Raw genomic sequence first — 17,162 nt, forward strand, 5'->3', positions numbered from 1 at the left:
AGGACGTTACGGAAGGTGGACACAGCGCAACACCCCCTTCGGGCCCAATCTTGAATGGCCCGAACGGACTATGGGTAAGCGGCAGATCACCCGCGGGAGTGAGCTGGCGACATACGCGACCATCCCGGCGAACCAGGACAGCTACGGTGCGCCACAGCGGACACCAAGTGACACACGAGGCGCAATCGGACACGCCTCGACGGCCGACACCGGTGGATCGCAACGATTCGGGACGCCGGACGAAGTGGTACGGAGCCGCATTGCCGTGACAGTTGGGAGCAGCTTAGGCCAAGGGCTGCGCACCTGTCCGGGAAATGGAAACGTAGGCAGGTCAGGCAGCACGCGGTGCTCCGCACCGGTGCCGGAACATCCCGAAGGCAAGCCGCTCCCTCGGAACGCTCAGGAGTACGGATTAGGCTGCCCCCATGCCAAAGAAGCGCTCGGGCGGTGGTCTGTCACCGTTGCAGCAGGCCGCGAAGTTCCTCGGTGTCAGTGTCCTCGCTGGAGCCGTGATGGCCGGCATCGCGCTGCCCGCGGCCGGCGCGCTGGGCCTCGCGGCCAAGGGCTCGGTCAAGAGCTTCGACGAGATCCCGGCCAACCTGAAGAGTCCGCAGCTGAGCCAGCGCACGACGATCCTGGACGCCAAGGGCCAACAGATCGCGAGCGTGTACTCCCGCGACCGTACGGTGGTCGACCTCAAGGACATGTCGCCGTACGTGCAGAAGGCGATCGTCGCGATCGAGGACTCGCGCTTCTACCAGCACGGCGCGATCGACCTCAAGGGCGTGCTGCGCGCCCTGAACAAGAACGCGCAGGAGGGCGGGGTCGCGCAGGGCGCCTCCACGCTCACCCAGCAGCTGGTGAAGAACTACTTCATCGAGGAGGCCGGCGACGACCCGACGAAGGTCGCCGAGGCCACCCAGCAGACCATGGGCCGCAAGGTCCGCGAGCTGAAGTACGCGATCCAGATCGAGGAACAGCTCGGCAAGAAGAAGATCCTTGAGAACTACCTGAACATCACCTTCTTCGGCGAGCAGGCCTACGGCGTGGAGGCCGCCTCCCAGCGGTACTTCTCCAAGCACGCCAAGGACCTGAACCTCCAGGAGTCCGCGCTGCTGGCCGGCATCGTGCAGTCCCCGAGCCGCTACGACCCGGTCAACGACGAGGCGGAGGCCACCAAGCGGCGCAACATCGTCCTCCAGCGCATGGCGGAGCTGGGCGACATCTCCCCGCAGGAGGCCGCGCAGGCCAAGCGGGAGCCGCTCGGACTGCACCCCAGCCAGCCCAGGAACGGCTGCATCACCGCGGTCCAGGGCGCCGGCTTCTTCTGCGACTACGTGCGCGAGGTCTTCCTCACCGACCCGGTCTTCGGCAGGACCAAGGAGGCGCGGGCCAAGCTCTGGAACCAGGGCGGTCTGACGATCCGCACGACGCTGGACCCGCAGGCCCAGCAGTCCGTGCAGAACTCCGTCAAGGACCACGTCTACAAGTCCGACCCGGTGGCGACGGCCGCGACGATCGTCGAGCCCGGCACCGGCAAGATCCTCGCCATGGGCCAGTCGCGGCCGTACGGCTTCGGCAAGGACGAGACGCAGATCAACCTGTCGGTGAACCAGGACATGGGCGGCGGCGCGGGCTACCAGCCCGGTTCGACGTTCAAGCCGATCGTCGCCGCGGCCGCGATCGAGGGCGGCAAGCCCGCGACGCAGGAGTACCCGTCGCCGTACGAGATGCCGTACCCGAGCCCGGTGGCCGCCTGCAACGGCAGGACCTGGCGCAACGACCCGGCCAAGCCGGCCACGCTGACCAACGAGAACGAGTCCGAGCACGGGCCGTACGGCATGAAGGAGGCGACCGCCAAGTCGGTCAACACCTACTACGTGCAGCTGATCGGCGACATCGGCATCTGCCCGGTGATCGACATGGCGAAGAAGATGGGCGTGTCGCGCGCCGACGGCCGCAAGATCGACCAGGCCCCCTCGATCGCGCTCGGCACCCAGGAGATGTCCCCGCTGACCATGGCGAGCGCGTACGCCGCCTTCGCCTCGCGCGGCATGTACTGCACCCCGATCGCCATCGAGTCGGTCACCCGGACCACCGGCAGCCAGGTGAAGTCCCTGCCGGTGCCGCGCTCGACCTGCTCGCGCGCGATGTCCGAGAAGACCGCGGACACCGTCAGCACGCTCCTCAAGGGCGTGGTCGAGGACGGCACCGGCCAGGAGGCCGGCCTCGGCGACCGCCCGAGCGCGGGCAAGACCGGTACGACGGACGAGCGCTTCGCCGCCTGGTTCGTCGGCTACACCCCGAACATGGCGGGCGCGGTCTGGGTCGGCGACCCGCAGCACCGGCGCCACATGATCAACATCACCATCGGCGGCATCCCGCACGACAAGGTCTACGGCGGTGAGGTCCCCGGCCCGATCTGGCGCGACATGATGAACGGCGCCCTGGAGGGCAAGCCGGTGGAGGACTTCAACCTGGTCGACATCCCGGACGACAAGGGCTCCGGGGACAACAACCAGGGCCGGGGCAACGGCGGCCGGCAGGGCGCCACGGGCGGCAACCAGGGACAGCTGATCGGCGGCCTGCTCGGCGGTCTGACCGGCGGAACCGGTGACATCGGCGGGGCGGTGCCGACGCCGCCCGCGAACATCATCCAGGGACAGACGAACGGCGGGCCGAACGGGCGGGCGAACGGGGGGACCGGGGGTCGCCGCTAGGTCCTCCGGGAGGACGACAAAGTACGACGGTGGGGCCACACCCTTCTTCGGGGGTGCGGCCCCACCGTCATACGGGCATCCTGTCCTGCTTCCGCAGACCGGAGCTTCACGGGGCGCGGCGCCTTCGTGACGGGGGCGGGCTCAGCCCTGGAGGAGCTTCTTCACCGCGGCGGCGACGCGGCCGCCCTCGGCCTGGCCGGCCACCTTGGGGTTCACGATCTTCATGACGGCGCCCATGGCCCTCGGCCCCTCGGCGCCCGCCGCCTTCGCCTCCGCGACGGCCTGGGCGACGATCGCGTCCAGCTCCTCGTCGGTCATCTGCTTGGGCAGGTACTCGGCGAGGACCTCGCCCTCCGCCTTCTCCCGCTCGGCCGACTCGGCACGACCGCCCTGCGCGAAGGCGTCGGCCGCCTCACGGCGCTTCTTCGCCTCGCGGGTGATCACCTTGAGGACCTCGTCGTCGGACAGCTCCCGCTTCTCCTTGCCCGCGACCTCCTCCTTGGTGATCGCGGCGAGCGTCAGCCGGAGCGTCGAGGAGCGGAGCTCGTTGCGCTCCTTGATCGCGGAGTTGAGGTCGTCCTGCAGCTTCGACTTGAGCGTGGTGGTCATGTGGTCGATTGTCGCAGGTGCGGGACGGCGGGCGCCCGCTGATTTCGGGGGCGGGCGGTCTCATCGGGCCCCTGTGGTCTGACACGATGGTCATATGCGCGCGCGATACGGAGTTCCCCTGGGAATCATGGCGGCAGGCGCCGCCGGTCTGGCCTACGCGGTGGGCTTCGAGGCCCGCTCCTTCCGGTTGCGACGGGTGACCGTCCCCGTCCTGCCGACGGGCATGCACCCGCTGCGTGTCCTCCAGGTCTCCGACATCCACATGGTCGGCGGCCAGCGCAAGAAGCAGCGCTGGCTGCGCTCGCTCGCGGGCCTGCGCCCGGACTTCGTGATCAACACGGGCGACAACCTGTCGGACCCGGAGGGCGTCCCGGAGGTGCTGGACGCCCTCGGCCCGCTGATGGAGTTCCCTGGGGCGTACGTCTTCGGCTCGAACGACTACTACGGTCCCAAACTCCGCAACCCCGCCCGCTACTTGATGGAGAAGGCGAACGGCCGCCACGGCCTGAACGGCAACGCGCCGGCGGTGGGCGCGATCCACAACCCGTGGGAGGACCTGCGGGACGGCTTCGACGAGGCCGGCTGGGTGAACCTGACCAACACCCGCGGCGCCCTGAAGATCGAGGGCGTGTCCATCGAGCTGACCGGCCTGGACGACCCCCACATCAAGCGCGACCGCTACGCGAGGGTGGCGGGCGGCCCGACGGAGTCGTACGACTTCTCGCTCGGCGTGGTGCACGCCCCCTACCTGCGCGTCCTGGACGCGTTCACGGCGGACGACTACCCCCTGATCCTCGCCGGCCACACGCACGGCGGCCAGCTGTGCATCCCCTTCTACGGCGCCCTGGTCACCAACTGCGACCTGGACACGGACCGGGTGAAGGGCCTGTCCACGCACACCGCGGAGGGCCGTACCTCCTACCTCCACGTCTCGGCGGGCTGCGGCACCAACCGCTACACCCCGGTCCGCTTCGCGTGCCCCCCGGAGGCGACGCTGCTGACGCTGGTCCCGAGGTCCTAGCCCACCTGGCCCAAGCCGCATGGCCCTCGCGCCTCCCCCTTCCTAGCGTGAGGGCATGACGGCCCCGATACCCAGGGAGATCCCGGACCTGCCCGCGGTCCCGGCGTCCCCGCTGCTGCCGCGTTCCCCGGCCCCGGCCAGGGCGGTGCTGGCCCCCTCCCACCGCCCCCGGACGGCGCTGTTCCGCCTGCTGACCGCGCTGGCCGCGGCGGCGGGCGTCGTCCTGGCGGTACTGGCCGGCACCCCGGCCCACGCGCTGAGCTACTTCGCCGTGCAGGCGAGCGCGCTCCTGACGCTGACGATGCTCCTGTCGGCCTCCCGGGCCTGGCGTGCCCGCCACCCCCTCCCGTCCTGGCTGACGGGCGCGGCCCTCCTGTACGCCCTGGTGTCCGCGCTGACGTACCACCTGCTCCTGGCCCGGACCACGTTCTCCATGACGGCGTCCTCGGCACCTCCGGAGCGCTGGCACACCCAGTGGATCAGCCTCCAGCTCCTCCACACGGTGGCCCCGGCGGCGGCCCTGCTGGACTGGCTGTGCCTGACCCCGGCCGCCCGCCTGCACCTGCGCCAGCCCACGACCTGGCTCCTCTACCCCCTGGCCTATCTGGCCTTCTACCTCACCCGCGGCGCCCCCTACCTCTACCCCTTCCTGAACGCCTCCGCCCACGGCTACCGCTCCACCCTGGCCAACGCCCTCCTCCTGGGCCTCGCGATCTACGCCCTGGCGGTCCTCCTGGTGGCCCTGGACCACACCCGCCCGACCCCGTTCCGCCGCCGCCTCTGAATCGGATTTCGTTTCCTGGCCCCTGGTGGGCTAAAGTAAACGACGTCGCCGCGGGAAGCAGCGACACCGGGGTGTAGCGCAGCTTGGCAGCGCGCTTCGTTCGGGACGAAGAGGTCGTGGGTTCAAATCCCGCCACCCCGACAGCCGTAACACCAAATCAGGCCCGGTGCTGAGAGATCAGCACCGGGCCTGATTTGCTTTGTGGCCCCGTTTTGGGAGCCGCCGGGAGCCAACTTCCAGAAACCGGCTCCCGGCGGCTCCCAGCGAGCGGCCGTCCGCCGTCCAGCCCGCTCTTTGCCGCTCACGCTGGGAAAGGGTCATCCCTACGGTTGTGCGAGGCCGATCACAGGCGGTACGACGATCGCCATGCACCGATGGTCTCCGTTAAATGACCGGCAGCTCGCACTCCTCACCCGCATCGGGGACGGAGCCGACCCCGTCACGTCGGACAGCCCAGAGCTCGCCCTCACCGCCCGCGCGCTCAAGGAGCGGCGTCTGATCACCATGCCCAAGCAGGATGGGAAGTGGCAGGCGGAGATCACTGACGCGGGGCGCTTCTACCTGGAACACGGCCATCACCCGGACCGGCCGGAACCGGCGCCGCGCAAGCAGCGGTCGACGGGTTCCGAGCAACGCACACGTCCTGCCCCTCCTCCGCAGAAGCAAGACACAGCTCCGTCCACGACGAAGCCGGCGCCGCAACGCACCACCAAGCCCCCACAGGCATCGCCGACCGAAATCGGAGCCGCCTTGATCGCGGAGGTACAACAGGCTGGGCGGTTCCTACGGATCCCAAACCCCAGCGACCACGAGCGAGCCCGCTACCGCAGGGCCTTCGACGCAGCCCGGCAGTGTGCGCCCGAGGGGTACCACCTGAAGTACAGCGGCCGGGCGAAGGGAGACTTCTTCCTCGGCCTGCTCAGGGTGTCGGGTGAGGACGACACCGAGTGGAACCGGATCCGGCTGGCGCGTAGCCGGGTGATCAGCGATGTCGAGGACGTGATCGCCGCTGTCACGGCGGACCACAGCGCCTTCGAGGTCTCGGAGGAGGTCCTGCCGCGAGTTCTCTCGCTGCTCCGGCTCCTCGCCGAGCAAGCCCTCGCACGCCACGGCGAGATCACGGTGTCCAAGAAGCGCAAGCAGCCCAAGCCCCTGCTCACCGTCCACGGCAGGACGTACGAGGTCGGCTTCCGCGAACGGCAGAAGCAGGTCCGGTACGTGCCCAAGCAGCCGGGCCGACGTACGTACGACTGGCAGCGGGTGACGCCGGCGCACAGGTTCGAGCCGTCCGGCGAGCTGGAACTGCTGATCAGTGAGCACTCGGGCTACGGCTACGGCCACAACTACGGCTGGAAGAAGGAATGGGCTGACACCGCCAAGAAGCCGTTGGAGGAGCAGGTCGGTTCGGTCTTCCGGGCGCTGAAGGCGCGCGCGGAGGAGCAGGAGCGGGCTCGGCTGGAACGGGAGGCGGAGCAGCGGCGCCTGCGAGAGGAGCGGGAGCGGCAGGAGGCGGAGCGTCGGCGTCTGGAAGCGGAGCGGGAGGAGCGCGCGCGGCGGGAGTGGGAGTCGGCAGTCAGTGCCGCCTCGATCAAGGCGGTTCACGCTGCACGGGCGGAGCACTTCGGCACAGCCCTTGAGCAGTGGAAGGTGGCCGGAGAGATCCGGGTGTTCTGCGGCGCACTGGACGAAGCCGCCGCGACATCGGACGACGCCGTCGAAGCCGAGAGGCTGCGAGAGTGGTCCGCTTGGGGGAAGGCGGAGGCCGACCGGCTGGACCCCACCATGAACGGCAGGGGCCTGGCCGTTCTCGACTTCCACGCGGAGCCGACGGGAGATCAGCTACGGCCCTTTCTCGGCGGCTGGAACCCGCACCGGCCGGAGAGGGAGCAGCCTGCGGCACGGCCCGAGCCGCCGAAGCCGACCCCGGAGCCGTGGCGCGGCTCTATCGACGCACGTCAGGATCAAGGCTGGCGATATGGACGCCAAGGTCGCGCTCAATGGTGGAGGCGATGACGCCGTGCCCACGGTCGCGTAGGGCCTTGACCGCCTTCTCCGCCAGCTGGCCGAGCCGGATGACCTCTTCGCGCAGTGCGACCAGCTCGTCGTAGCGCTCAGCCTTGTCCTCGCCGCACCACACCCGGACGGTCCGCAGGACGGCCGCCTCCGCATCCAACTTGCGGTCGTCCCGACGACGGTAGGAGTACCAGGAGGGCTGTGCGCGCTCCTGCTCGATGTCCTGCTGCTTGCGGTCCACCTCCGGAAGGATCTCGTCGGCGAGGCGGCCCGCTACCTGACGGGCGACGCGTTCGGTGACCGGCCAGCCGGCCAGGCACATGCCGGCGCGGTCCTCGTGCACCATCGGGTCACTGCGGAGCGCAGTGGCGTCCATGCCGATGAGCGGCGCCGTCTCGTCGAGTCGGCTCAGTTCCAGAACTCCCGCGTCCGCCACCCCTCGGCGGAGGCGCAGCCTGTTCTTCGGCCGAACGAACCCGAGGATCAAGCGCGCGGCCTCGAACTCCGTACCGCCCCGTACGTGGCGTGACGCCTCGGCCAGTCTGAGCTCTGCCTCGTCGTCCGCGCGGAACGCGTCGACGTCTGACCACGGTGCTACGAGGCAACCGGGACTGACCCATTCCTGCAGGCCGGCATCATCCCCTTCCAGGAACCGGACGTGGATCGCAGGTGGTGACGATATACGTGCGGCTGCACTGGTCGACGCGGTACGGAGATCACTGTCGTAGCTGGCCGAGGGCGCATCTTTGGGCGCCCCGCCCGTAGACGGCCAGATCGGTGCCTGTCCTCTCCTCGGCCACGGTGCCGCGCCGGGGGGCACCGGGTATGTGGGCGCGGTTACGACTGGTGGTACCACAGCCATAAACCCACGTGCCCTCTTGACTCAGGTGATGACTCAGTGCATTACCCTTTCCAAGGATCCCTACTCCGCGGTATGGTTTTACAATGTCTGAGCAGCAAGAAGAACGATCTCCTGACCGTACGGCGGTGGAGCTGTTCGCCGGCGGTGGCGGCCTGGCCATGGCCGTCGAGCGGGCGGGTTTCAGGCCGCTCCTCTACAGCGAGGTCGCCACACGCGCCTGCGAGACGCTGGAGGCGAACGGCGCCAAGGAGCGGGGCCCGGAGGAGTGGATCCCGGAGCCTGGCGGGCCCGTCCCCCTCGTCAAAGGCGATGTCCGCGCGCTCGACATGAAGTACCTGAGCGGCAAGGTTGACATGCTGGCTGGCGGGCCACCTTGTCAGCCGTTCAGCCTGGGGGGGATCGCCAAGGGGGACGAGGACAAGCGGAACATGTTCCCGGAGATGTTCCGTGCCGTTCGCGAGATCCAGCCGAAGGCCGTGATTTGCGAGAACGTGGTCGGTCTTCGACGTAAGTCCTTCGAGGACTACTTCCAGTACATCCTGCGGGAGTTGGCCTATCCGTACCGGGAACGCGATCCCAACAGCACGTGGCAGGAGCACGACGCGCTCCTGCGTGCCTACGATGCCGACTTGAAGGCCGGCCGTACCTCCGACCCGTCCGGGGGGCACGAGCTATATGACGTCGTCGCCACTAACGTCAACGCGGCGAACTACGGGGTGCCGCAGGTCAGGAACCGGGTAATCATCGTCGCCTTCCGCCGAGACCTCGGGGTGGACATTGAGGCGTTCGAGCGGAGCGTGAAGCCCACCCACTCACATGCCGCCCTGGTCCGCTCCATGCGGGAGGGCGACTACTGGGACCGCCACCAAGTGCCGGACCACGTCCGCGATCGAGTCATGGCCGAGTTGCCGAAGCAGACCGCGTTCGATACCGAGGAGACGTCGCTCCTTCCTTGGCGGACATTCCGTGACGCGCTCGCCGGACTGAACGGTGAGCCGCCACTGCCGCCCGTTCCCTGGGCGCACCTCGACCGACAGGAGCGCTACCTGGGCGGCGTGACGAACCACATCGGCTGGCCCAGCGCGCGCATCTACAAGGGGCATACTCCGAACGAGCTGGACCGCCCGGCGAAAACGGTGAAGGCGGGCGTCCACGGGGTGCCGGGCGGTGAGTCGGTGATGCTGACCGACGACCGCGTTCGCGACCCCTCCGTTCCGGGCGGATGGAGGTACAAGCACCGGTACATGACCGTGCGGGAGACGGCTCGCGCCATGACGTTCCCGGACAATTGGGTGCTGGAGGGTCCGCGAGGTGAGCAAATGCGTCAGCTCGGGAACGCCGTGCCCGTTCTGTTGGGTGAAGTTTTCGCTAAGGCAGTGGCTACCGCCCTGGACAACGCGCGGAGCACGCGGTGACCTCCGCGAAAGCGACTCCGCGCCAGGCTCGCTGGAAAGACAAGCAGCCACCCGAGCGGGCGTGGAAAGGGCGGCCTGGCAGGACCAGGGCTCAAGCGACGGCGGAGCAGGACAAAGCCGCGGGTGGGCCGGACCGGCGCTGGGTGGACTTGGGCGATGGCCGCCGGGCGCGCGCCTCCGTCGAGCTGAAGATGCTGACCAAGACCCGCCGGATCCGGGCGTATTTGCGCTGGTCGGACCGGGGGACCACGCGAAAGCCCGTGTACCTCGGGGAAGTCGACCACGACACCCGGCGCGAGAACCTCGCCGAAGCTTGGCGTAGGGCCATCGAGCGCGGCCATATGCTGCCCGAGGAGGAAAAGCCGGCGTCTTCCTGGGCGGCGAGCCGCTCGGTTCGTGCCTCCATGCGGGGTAACCGATCGCGTGACACGACCCCGGAGAAGCTCCTTCGCAAACACCTGCATGAGCGGGGCGTGCGATACCGCGTCTCGCATCGCCCTATGGCGAGTGTGCGGCGAACCGCTGACGTGGCCTTCCCCGGCGTGAGGGTGGCCGTGTTCGTGGATGGGTGCTTCTGGCACGGCTGTCCAGATCACTGCCGGTGGCCGGGAACGAACGAGGAGTTCTGGCGAGACAAGATCGAGGGGAACCGCGCGAGGGATTCCGAGACCAACCGCTTGTTGGAGCAGTCGGGGTGGCTGCCTGTGCGGGTCTGGGAGCACGAGGACCCATCGGAGGCGGCTGACAAGATCATCGCTCTTGTGAGGTCGCGGCGCCGGGTCACGGCTCCTAAGACGCGTGCTTCACAGGTCGCCTTCTCCCAGAAGGTCGGCGATGGCGTCCTCAGCGCGACGTAGCACGATGCGGCCGTCGCCCGCGCTATAGGCGAGCAGACGGCTGCCGCATCCAAGGCCGGCCTCTGCCAGTAGCCCCATGGGCAGCTCGACCCGACCGTTCTCGTCGATGGTTACCTCGGCGGGCTCTCGGATCATGAAAACCAGTCTGGCATGCGTGAGGAAGGATCGTCGGCGGTGCGTCGCCGCTGGTGCGCGGGCTGATCCTGCGGATCCCGAACTGATTGTCAGTGGGCGTCAGTAGAGTAAACGCATGCTGACGCGAGGTATCTCGGGGGGCGAGTCGCGGGCAACGCGAAGCTCAGCCCCCGCCGGTCATACGCACTTCATCAAGGACGACGCGGTCACCCGGGGAGCGACGACGCATGTCTGAGGACCACTACATCAACGTGATGCCGCACCCCCGCATCCTCGGTGTCCTGGGGGACATCGAGTTCGCGGCCTGGCAGTGCCTCGCCGAGCTCGTGGACAACGCCTTCGACGTGTTCCAATCCTCTCCCGAAACGGGCGGCGAGAGGCCCACCGTGAGCATCTCGCTGCCGACCGCGCAGGACTCCCGGTCTACGGCTGAAGTGATCGTCCAGGACAACGGCCGAGGCATGAGTCTGGACGAGGTGCGTAATGCGATCAGCGCCGGCTGGAGCGGAAACGGCCGACACGGCGCGCTCGGCCTGTTCGGCATGGGCTTCAACATCGCGACCGCCCGCCTCGGTCGCAAGACCGTCGTCCGTACAGGGCGTTCCGGCGACTCCTACTGGACCGAGGTCACACTTGATCTTCCGCAGATCGAGGCGTCGGCCGCCTATCAGGCTCCGTACCGCCAGGTGCCCAAGGCGAACCCTGATGAGCATGGGACCGTCATCACCATCAGCGACCTCAAGGGGGAGCAGTTCGAGGCGCTTCGTCGCCCCAACGCCCTCAAGGTGATCAGGGAAAAGCTGGGTGATGTGTACAGCTACCTCCTCACCGAGCGGGGCTTCCGGCTGACGATCAACGGCAAGAAGCTGCCTCCCAGGAAGCCCTGCGTCTGGGACGAGAAGCGCACCGTCACACGGCGAGGCGTGGAGATCAGCGCCGTTCAGCGCATAGACGTCCCCCTCTCGGACAAGAAGGCGTGCATGGCCTGCGGGTACTGGAACCCGCTCGACGTTGATCGCTGTCGTGAGTGTGACCAGGACCGGCTGGAGGTTCGTTCCCGCCGTATCTGGGGCTGGCTCGGGATCCAGCGCTACGTGCACCGCACGGACTATGGCATCGACTTCCTGCGCAACGGCCGGAAGATCCTCCTCAAGGACAAGCGGGTCTTCTACTGGACCGACGAGGACGGCCTCGGCGAGCCGGAACTCGAGTATCCGATCGACTCCAAAGCGGCGACTGGGCGCATCGTCGGGGAGATTCACTGCGACCACGTCACCCCGAACTACCAGAAGACAGCTTTCGAGTTCGAGACCGCCGAGTGGCACCAGGTGCTGCGGGCCATTCGTGGGGAAAGCCCGCTGCGACCGGAGATCGCCAAGCGGCGCCAGCTACCGGAGAACGACAGTCCGCTCGCGCTCCTGTACTCGGGCTTCCGCCGCCAGGACCCCGGCCTGAACTACTTGGTACCCGGAAACGGCAAGGAAGCCATCCACGAGAAGACCGTCCAGTGGGCGAAGCTGTTTCGGGACGACCATCCCGACTACCAGAGCGACGACATCTGGTACGAAGCCGCCTACAGCCACGATCATCCGCACCAGGACGACCCGGGTTCCGACTCGGATAGCGACACCGACGAGCTCCTGCCGGGCCTTGGGCCCGTAACTCCTGGCGAGGAGGACGACGATCAGGAAGTCCCCGGGGCAGAGGACGTACCGCCGGCCGACGATCCGGCGCCGGCAGAAACCTTCGAACAACGGCTGCAGCGTTATCGCGACAACGCGGACCAGTTCCCCGACCTCGCCGGCGAGTACTTGATTCCCGAGATGGGTCGGATCGAACTGAGGGTCTGGGCCGTGCGGAACCAACGACTCACCAACGCCAAGGATCAGGAGACCCCGGCCTTCGCCATCATGCTGCGCTCTCCGCAGCTGGAGGTCTTCGTCGACTCCGATCACCAGCTCTACCGAGAGCACGGGGCGGACATGCGTGACATCGCGCTGTTGGAGGCGGCCGAGTACATGCGCGTCCGGCAAAACGACAACTCCACGCCGCTGTCGCAGTTGCTGCTCCTGTTCAAAGAGCGCTCCTCCAGCCCCCGCCTCACCCCGACCGCGATGGCCGACGAGGCCGAGCGGTTGTTGGAGCGGATCCGCACCCTGATGACCCCGGTGATCGCGGAGACCCCTGCTGTTCACTGGCTGCAACTGCGAGCGGACGAGAGGGAGGCCGCTGAGGAGCGTTTCGCCTTGGAGTCCGAGCCCGGGCTCGACTGGAACGAGGCGGTGAACAATGGCGACTTCATCCGTTTCGCTCCCGCCAGTGCCGTCCTGCGCGTCATCAGCGAGTCGCCGGCCCTCTTTATGGACGGAAAGGTCTTCCGACGCTCCTATGCCGCGCTGTCGGCCTCGGACGCCCGTGACTTGATCGTGGAACGCTTGATGAACCCTCTGAGCGACCTGGCGCTCCTCGCACAGCACCGGCCGAAGGTCACTCCAGAAGAGTTGGGGCGTATTCGCGTCAGCTGCCGCTTGATCGCCCGCGACCTCGCGGACGACAGCTGAGGATCGGAGAGGCGATGCACAGCTTCCTGGACCCGGGCCCACTTCTCGACGCCGGGCCACTGCAGTTCCCCAGGCGCGTCGAGCGGCTCCTGTGGCATCTCGGTTTCACGGACGTCGCCGTTATCGATGGCTCCGGTGACGAGGGTGGCGACGTCCTCGCTCGTCGGAAGGGAGAGCTGTGGGTCTTCCAGTGCAAGTGGAAGCGACGGGGGGTCGTCGGCGCTGACGCCGTGGACGAGGTCGACAACGCGCGAGACCACTACAGCGCGCATCAGGCAGTCGTCGTAACCAACAGCCGCTTCAGCTCGGAAGCCCGGCGCCGAGTCGACGTTCTGTCCCGTATCCGTCCCACCATCCACCTCTGGGAGGGCGGTCACCTCGCCCGCAGCTTCAAAGGGGTCCCGCCCCGCTTCGGGGAGGTGACGCCTCGCCCTTACCAGGCCGAGGCTCTTTGGGCCCTGGACAAGGACCTGGACTCACATGGACGCGCCCTGCTCATCCTGGCTACGGGGCTCGGCAAGACCGTGGTCGGCGGCGAGGTCATCGCGGCGCACCTCCGCCGTCACCCATCGGATCAGGTTCTCGTCGTCGCTCATGCCAAGGATCTCGTCCAGCAGCTGGAGCGCGCCCTCTGGCGACACCTCCCCAAGGACATCCCGACCCGTCTCCTGACTGGGGACACCCGCCCGGATGACCTGTCCGGAGTGACGTGTGCCACGGTGGGCTCCGCTCTGCCAGCCGCCCGCTTCGGCTACCGGCCGGCACTCGTCATGGTTGACGAGGCTCACCACGTCGGCGAGGACGGTCAGTACGACGAGTTGCTCGACGTGCTGTCTACCGCTAGGCAGTTCGGAGTCACGGCCACACCTTGGCGGGGAGACTCGCACGACATCAGCCACCATTTCGGGCCGGCGAGCTTCACGCTCGGCATCGAGGAGGGCATGCGTCGGGGCTATCTGGCACAAGTGGATTACCGGTTGTTCGTCGACAACGTCGACTGGGATGTCGTGAAGGCGGCTAGCGAGCACGAGTACGGCCTGGCTGACCTCAACGCCCGCCTCTTCCTGCCACAGCGGGATGAGTCCATCCGTGATGAGCTGGCTGCCGCGTGGGCGGCAACCGCGAATCCCCGAGCCATCGTGTTCTGCCGCACAGTTGAGCACGCCGAGCGACTGGCCGAACTACTGCGTCGCACTCCCTTGTGGTCCGGCGCCCTGGCCCTGCACGCCGGCCTGGCCAAACGTGAGAGGCAAAGCCGTCTCCTAGCCTTCCGTAGCGGCGACGTCCCCATCCTCACCTCGGTTGACATCCTCAATGAGGGGGTGGACGTCCCCGACGTCAACATCCTCTGTTTCGCCCGGGTGACTCACTCCCGGCGCATCTTCGTCCAGCAGCTGGGGAGGGGGCTCCGACTGCGGGAGGGTAAGGAGCGCGTGACGGTGCTGGACTTCGTCAGCGATCTACGCCGGATCGCGGCAGCCCTCAACATGAAGCGAAGCCTGGAGGGCGGCGAGGTCGAGGTTCTGGACCAAGTCGCCCCATCACAAATTGAGTTCAACGACCAACGGGTTGCGACCCTTATGAAAGAGTGGATCAAGGACGCGGCCAGTCTCGAAACCGCGTACGACGAGCACCGCCTGCAGTTCCCGTCCGCCCTCGCCGCCTTGGAGTAGCCGCCTTGCCGCAGCTCAACCTTCCGGAAGCTCTTCGACGTCGCATCCTCCTCAGCATGTACCGCACCGCCGACGAGCTGGATTGGGAGTTCCTGAGTAACCCCGGGAAGACCGCTCAGTACCGGCGATGGTTCGATGACGCAGACATTGGCGGGGAGCTCCGAAGGTTCGCCAGCGACCAGGACGTCCGGGTATGGATCAAGGACGTACCGATGAAGGAATACGCCAGGGCTCAGGAGGGTATCGGCAACTTCGTCCCGTACGTCCGCCGCCGCTTTCGCGGGGCGGACGAGATCGTCCAATTCTTCTGCGGAACTGACTGGTCAGTTGTCCCGGACTCGGTGGAGGGCAAGCCCAACCACTGTCTCGCCACTGACGGCAACGTCACGCGATATATCTGCTGGGGTAAGGCCGGGGTCTTGAAGGACCTCATCTGGGCAGCGCTGAATGAGGCCATCGACTCAACCACCCGCCCCGGCATCGTGATCACGACCAGGGACGGCGAGACGATCTCCCAGCACACGCGCGAGCGTCAGGCTCGGCTGGCGAATCACTGCGGCGTCGATCTCGATCACCTGCACCGCTCCATGATCGATAATCCCGACCTGATCACGATGCCATAGATCACGACCCTCCGGATCATCCACAGCCGCCCAGCTCCGCAGGCCAAGGCCCTGGAGGGTGAGGCCGGCGCTCGCCCCACCTGGTTGGAAGGGCGAGCGCCGAGGCGATGGCGTTCAAGTCATGACTTGTGGTGTGCGGTGGTGGCGAGGAAGCCGTCGGGGCCGAAAAGGGCAGTGCGGTTCAGGTATCGATTGAAGTGGTCACACACTGGCTCGCCTAGGTGCAAACAGGCGGGGCAAGCGCCGCCATTACGTTCGCAGGCCGGATCCATGGCACATCTGGATTCGGCGCCAGCGATGCTGCCGAGCAGAATGTGTAGGTCGTTCTCAAAGACAGCTTGCAGGCCACCCAGGACGAAATCGCCGCGGCTGGCAGCGAAAACGAAAAAGCCGTTGTGTCGAGGGATGAGGTATTCGCCCAGTCCTTCTCGGTCGACACCAGCGAAGACAGCGAGTTGGCGGATAGCCCGGTGTGCATAGGAGTGGATGAGGATGAGAAGGTCCCGGCCGACAGGCGACGCGTCCTCCGGGTCACTAAAGCGAGAAGGCGGGGTCACGTGGGCGGCGAGAACAGTGCGTGCGGTGCGTGCGTCACTTGCTGGCGGGAGCACGTGCCCGCGTTGACGCAAGACCGTGTGGACTAGGAGCGGATCGAGGCGGAAGAACAGCGCCTCAGTGGATCGTAGATCAGCATAGATTCGTCGCCCGCTCTTTCCCGTGAACAGACTAAGGCGGGAGGTACCAGGCTCGCCTCCGCCTCTTGTATACCCGTATACGGCCTTGAGGACGGGGAAGTCTGTGAACAAATCCACCCCCGAAAGGCCAGCGCGCCGCAGAGCCGCAGGATAATCGCCTTCATAGCGGGTTCGAACGGCGAGCGGAGTCGCAGGAGTGATGAGGTCGGCAATGCGCTGGCGGGAGCCCTTCTCGGTCGCCGCCAAGGCGACGTCTACGGCCTCCCGTTCAGCGGCCTCGATTTGCAGGCTGGGGGCACTGGCGAGTTCGCCGAGGTCTTCCTCAGCACCCAGTTCACCTGCTTCGCCAGCCACAGCGGCCATCTTCTCGGCAACCGCGCGGGTCAGCCCAGAAGCGACGAGCTGGTCGACTAGGGAGGTCTCGGTCTGGCGGCCCGCGCCTGGCCGGGAGTCCTCAAAACCACCCAAGGCCCAAACCAAGGCACGACGCGGTCCCCCAGACTCGGTTACACGGCGCATCGCGGCGCGGCTTGCTGGGTTGATTTGCGTGAAGGTCTGGGGCGTATAAACGCTGGCGGATCGATGGACGTTGTAGCGCAGGTACTCAGCGTTCTTGGCCTCGGAGTACCTACGCCCGCAGGGACACTTGCGCCATGCGAAGCCCTTCTGGATCTCCTTCTGGCAGACGGGGCACTCGAATCGGATGCGCGCGGCGTCCATGCTCGACTGATGGGGCATGCGGACCTGCCGATGCTCACGGCATAGAGGAATCGCTGGTTGCTCCAGCAGTCCACAATCGTGGAATCCGACGAAGTGCAGCTGTCGCCAGTGATTGTTCCCGCACTGGCAGGTCTTGGCGGCGCCGGTCTCTACACGCCGGCACACTCTGCACACCCATACCAAGGGAAAGCGCTCGACGCGCACTCCTCGTTCGGGATTAACGCCGACGACTTCGACCGGACCGCCCGCGCGCAGGTAGTTCACCGCAGTGGCGTCCAAGCCGCGGCCCACCCAGCCCTCGAGTTCGGAGATTAGGCGGCCTCTGATGATCGAGTCCTCGACATCAACGGGGCGCGGGTCCTTCCATTCGGTGGTGCGCCAGATTCCGCCCTTGAGGTCAGCGGTCTGCTGCGGGAGGAAGCTGTAGAGGATCTGGGATCCGCTGCGCTCGTCCTTCATCGCTGTGCCTTCCCT

Annotated in this window: 13 protein-coding genes and 1 tRNA gene; 10 read left to right on the forward strand and 4 right to left on the reverse strand. The window is 67.2% G+C overall.

The annotated features are described in order from the left end of the window. Positions 1 to 425: 425 nt before the first annotated feature. Complete coding sequence (locus tag ACWDD7_RS00090) at positions 426 to 2,720, forward strand: transglycosylase domain-containing protein (protein ID WP_450455327.1); 2,295 nt, start codon at positions 426 to 428, stop codon at positions 2,718 to 2,720. A 141-nt stretch (positions 2,721 to 2,861) separates the two neighbouring features. On the opposite strand, the gene ACWDD7_RS00095 is transcribed toward ACWDD7_RS00090, so the two are convergent. Continuing rightward, positions 2,862 to 3,329 (reverse strand): GatB/YqeY domain-containing protein, encoded by a 468-nt coding sequence (locus ACWDD7_RS00095; protein WP_351869305.1) that lies wholly within the window; start codon positions 3,327 to 3,329, stop codon positions 2,862 to 2,864. A gap of 94 nt (positions 3,330 to 3,423) precedes the next feature. Here ACWDD7_RS00095 and ACWDD7_RS00100 point away from each other — a divergent pair, with 94 nt between their 5' ends. The 4 genes from ACWDD7_RS00100 (at position 3,424) to ACWDD7_RS00115 (ending at position 7,147) form a co-directional block, all read left to right on the forward strand. Next, positions 3,424 to 4,350, forward strand: a complete 927-nt coding sequence (locus tag ACWDD7_RS00100) for a metallophosphoesterase (RefSeq protein ID WP_351869302.1) — start codon at positions 3,424 to 3,426, stop codon at positions 4,348 to 4,350. 55 nt (positions 4,351 to 4,405) lie between these two features. Next, complete coding sequence (locus ACWDD7_RS00105; protein WP_450455329.1) at positions 4,406 to 5,134, forward strand: Pr6Pr family membrane protein; 729 nt, start codon at positions 4,406 to 4,408, stop codon at positions 5,132 to 5,134. Positions 5,135 to 5,201: 67 nt separating this feature from the next. After that, positions 5,202 to 5,275 (forward strand) — tRNA-Pro (locus ACWDD7_RS00110). A gap of 225 nt (positions 5,276 to 5,500) precedes the next feature. Then, complete coding sequence (locus tag ACWDD7_RS00115; RefSeq protein WP_450455330.1) at positions 5,501 to 7,147, forward strand: PE-PGRS family protein; 1,647 nt, start codon at positions 5,501 to 5,503, stop codon at positions 7,145 to 7,147. Here ACWDD7_RS00115 and ACWDD7_RS00120 read toward each other — a convergent pair. Continuing rightward, positions 7,077 to 7,829: a PE-PGRS family protein gene (locus ACWDD7_RS00120; protein ID WP_450455824.1), complete on the reverse strand. Its 753-nt coding sequence runs from the start codon at positions 7,827 to 7,829 to the stop codon at positions 7,077 to 7,079. The two genes, ACWDD7_RS00115 and ACWDD7_RS00120, sit on opposite strands and share 71 nt — an antisense overlap. 263 nt (positions 7,830 to 8,092) lie before the next feature. On the opposite strand from ACWDD7_RS00120, the gene ACWDD7_RS00125 reads away from it, so the two are divergent. Then, the gene (locus tag ACWDD7_RS00125) at positions 8,093 to 9,424 is read left to right on the forward strand and encodes a DNA cytosine methyltransferase (protein ID WP_450455332.1); all 1,332 of its coding nucleotides are present in this window, start codon (positions 8,093 to 8,095) and stop codon (positions 9,422 to 9,424) included. A 404-nt stretch (positions 9,425 to 9,828) separates the two neighbouring features. Continuing rightward, positions 9,829 to 10,281, forward strand: coding sequence for a very short patch repair endonuclease (locus tag ACWDD7_RS00130; protein WP_450455826.1), 453 nt, complete (start codon positions 9,829 to 9,831; stop codon positions 10,279 to 10,281). On the opposite strand, the gene ACWDD7_RS00135 is transcribed toward ACWDD7_RS00130, so the two are convergent. After that, positions 10,228 to 10,416 (reverse strand): AbrB/MazE/SpoVT family DNA-binding domain-containing protein, encoded by a 189-nt coding sequence (locus tag ACWDD7_RS00135; RefSeq protein ID WP_450455333.1) that lies wholly within the window; start codon positions 10,414 to 10,416, stop codon positions 10,228 to 10,230. The two genes, ACWDD7_RS00130 and ACWDD7_RS00135, sit on opposite strands and share 54 nt — an antisense overlap. 227 nt (positions 10,417 to 10,643) lie before the next feature. Between ACWDD7_RS00135 and ACWDD7_RS00140 the strand changes: the two genes are divergently transcribed. From ACWDD7_RS00140 to ACWDD7_RS00150, 3 genes are read left to right on the forward strand one after another with little or no spacing between them, the layout of a single operon-like run. Next, a complete protein-coding gene (locus tag ACWDD7_RS00140) occupies positions 10,644 to 12,977 on the forward strand; it encodes an ATP-binding protein (protein ID WP_450455335.1) in 2,334 nt (777 codons plus the stop codon). A 14-nt stretch (positions 12,978 to 12,991) separates the two neighbouring features. Then, positions 12,992 to 14,650 (forward strand): DEAD/DEAH box helicase, encoded by a 1,659-nt coding sequence (locus tag ACWDD7_RS00145; RefSeq protein WP_450455336.1) that lies wholly within the window; start codon positions 12,992 to 12,994, stop codon positions 14,648 to 14,650. A gap of 56 nt (positions 14,651 to 14,706) precedes the next feature. Further along, positions 14,707 to 15,273 (forward strand): hypothetical protein, encoded by a 567-nt coding sequence (locus ACWDD7_RS00150; RefSeq protein ID WP_356525626.1) that lies wholly within the window; start codon positions 14,707 to 14,709, stop codon positions 15,271 to 15,273. A gap of 119 nt (positions 15,274 to 15,392) precedes the next feature. On the opposite strand, the gene ACWDD7_RS00155 is transcribed toward ACWDD7_RS00150, so the two are convergent. Continuing rightward, entirely contained in the window at positions 15,393 to 17,147 is a 1,755-nt protein-coding gene (locus ACWDD7_RS00155) for a hypothetical protein (protein ID WP_450455338.1), read from the reverse strand. Between the last annotated feature and the right edge of the window lie 15 nt (positions 17,148 to 17,162).

It is taken from the genome of Streptomyces sp. NPDC001056 (genome assembly GCF_053598955.1).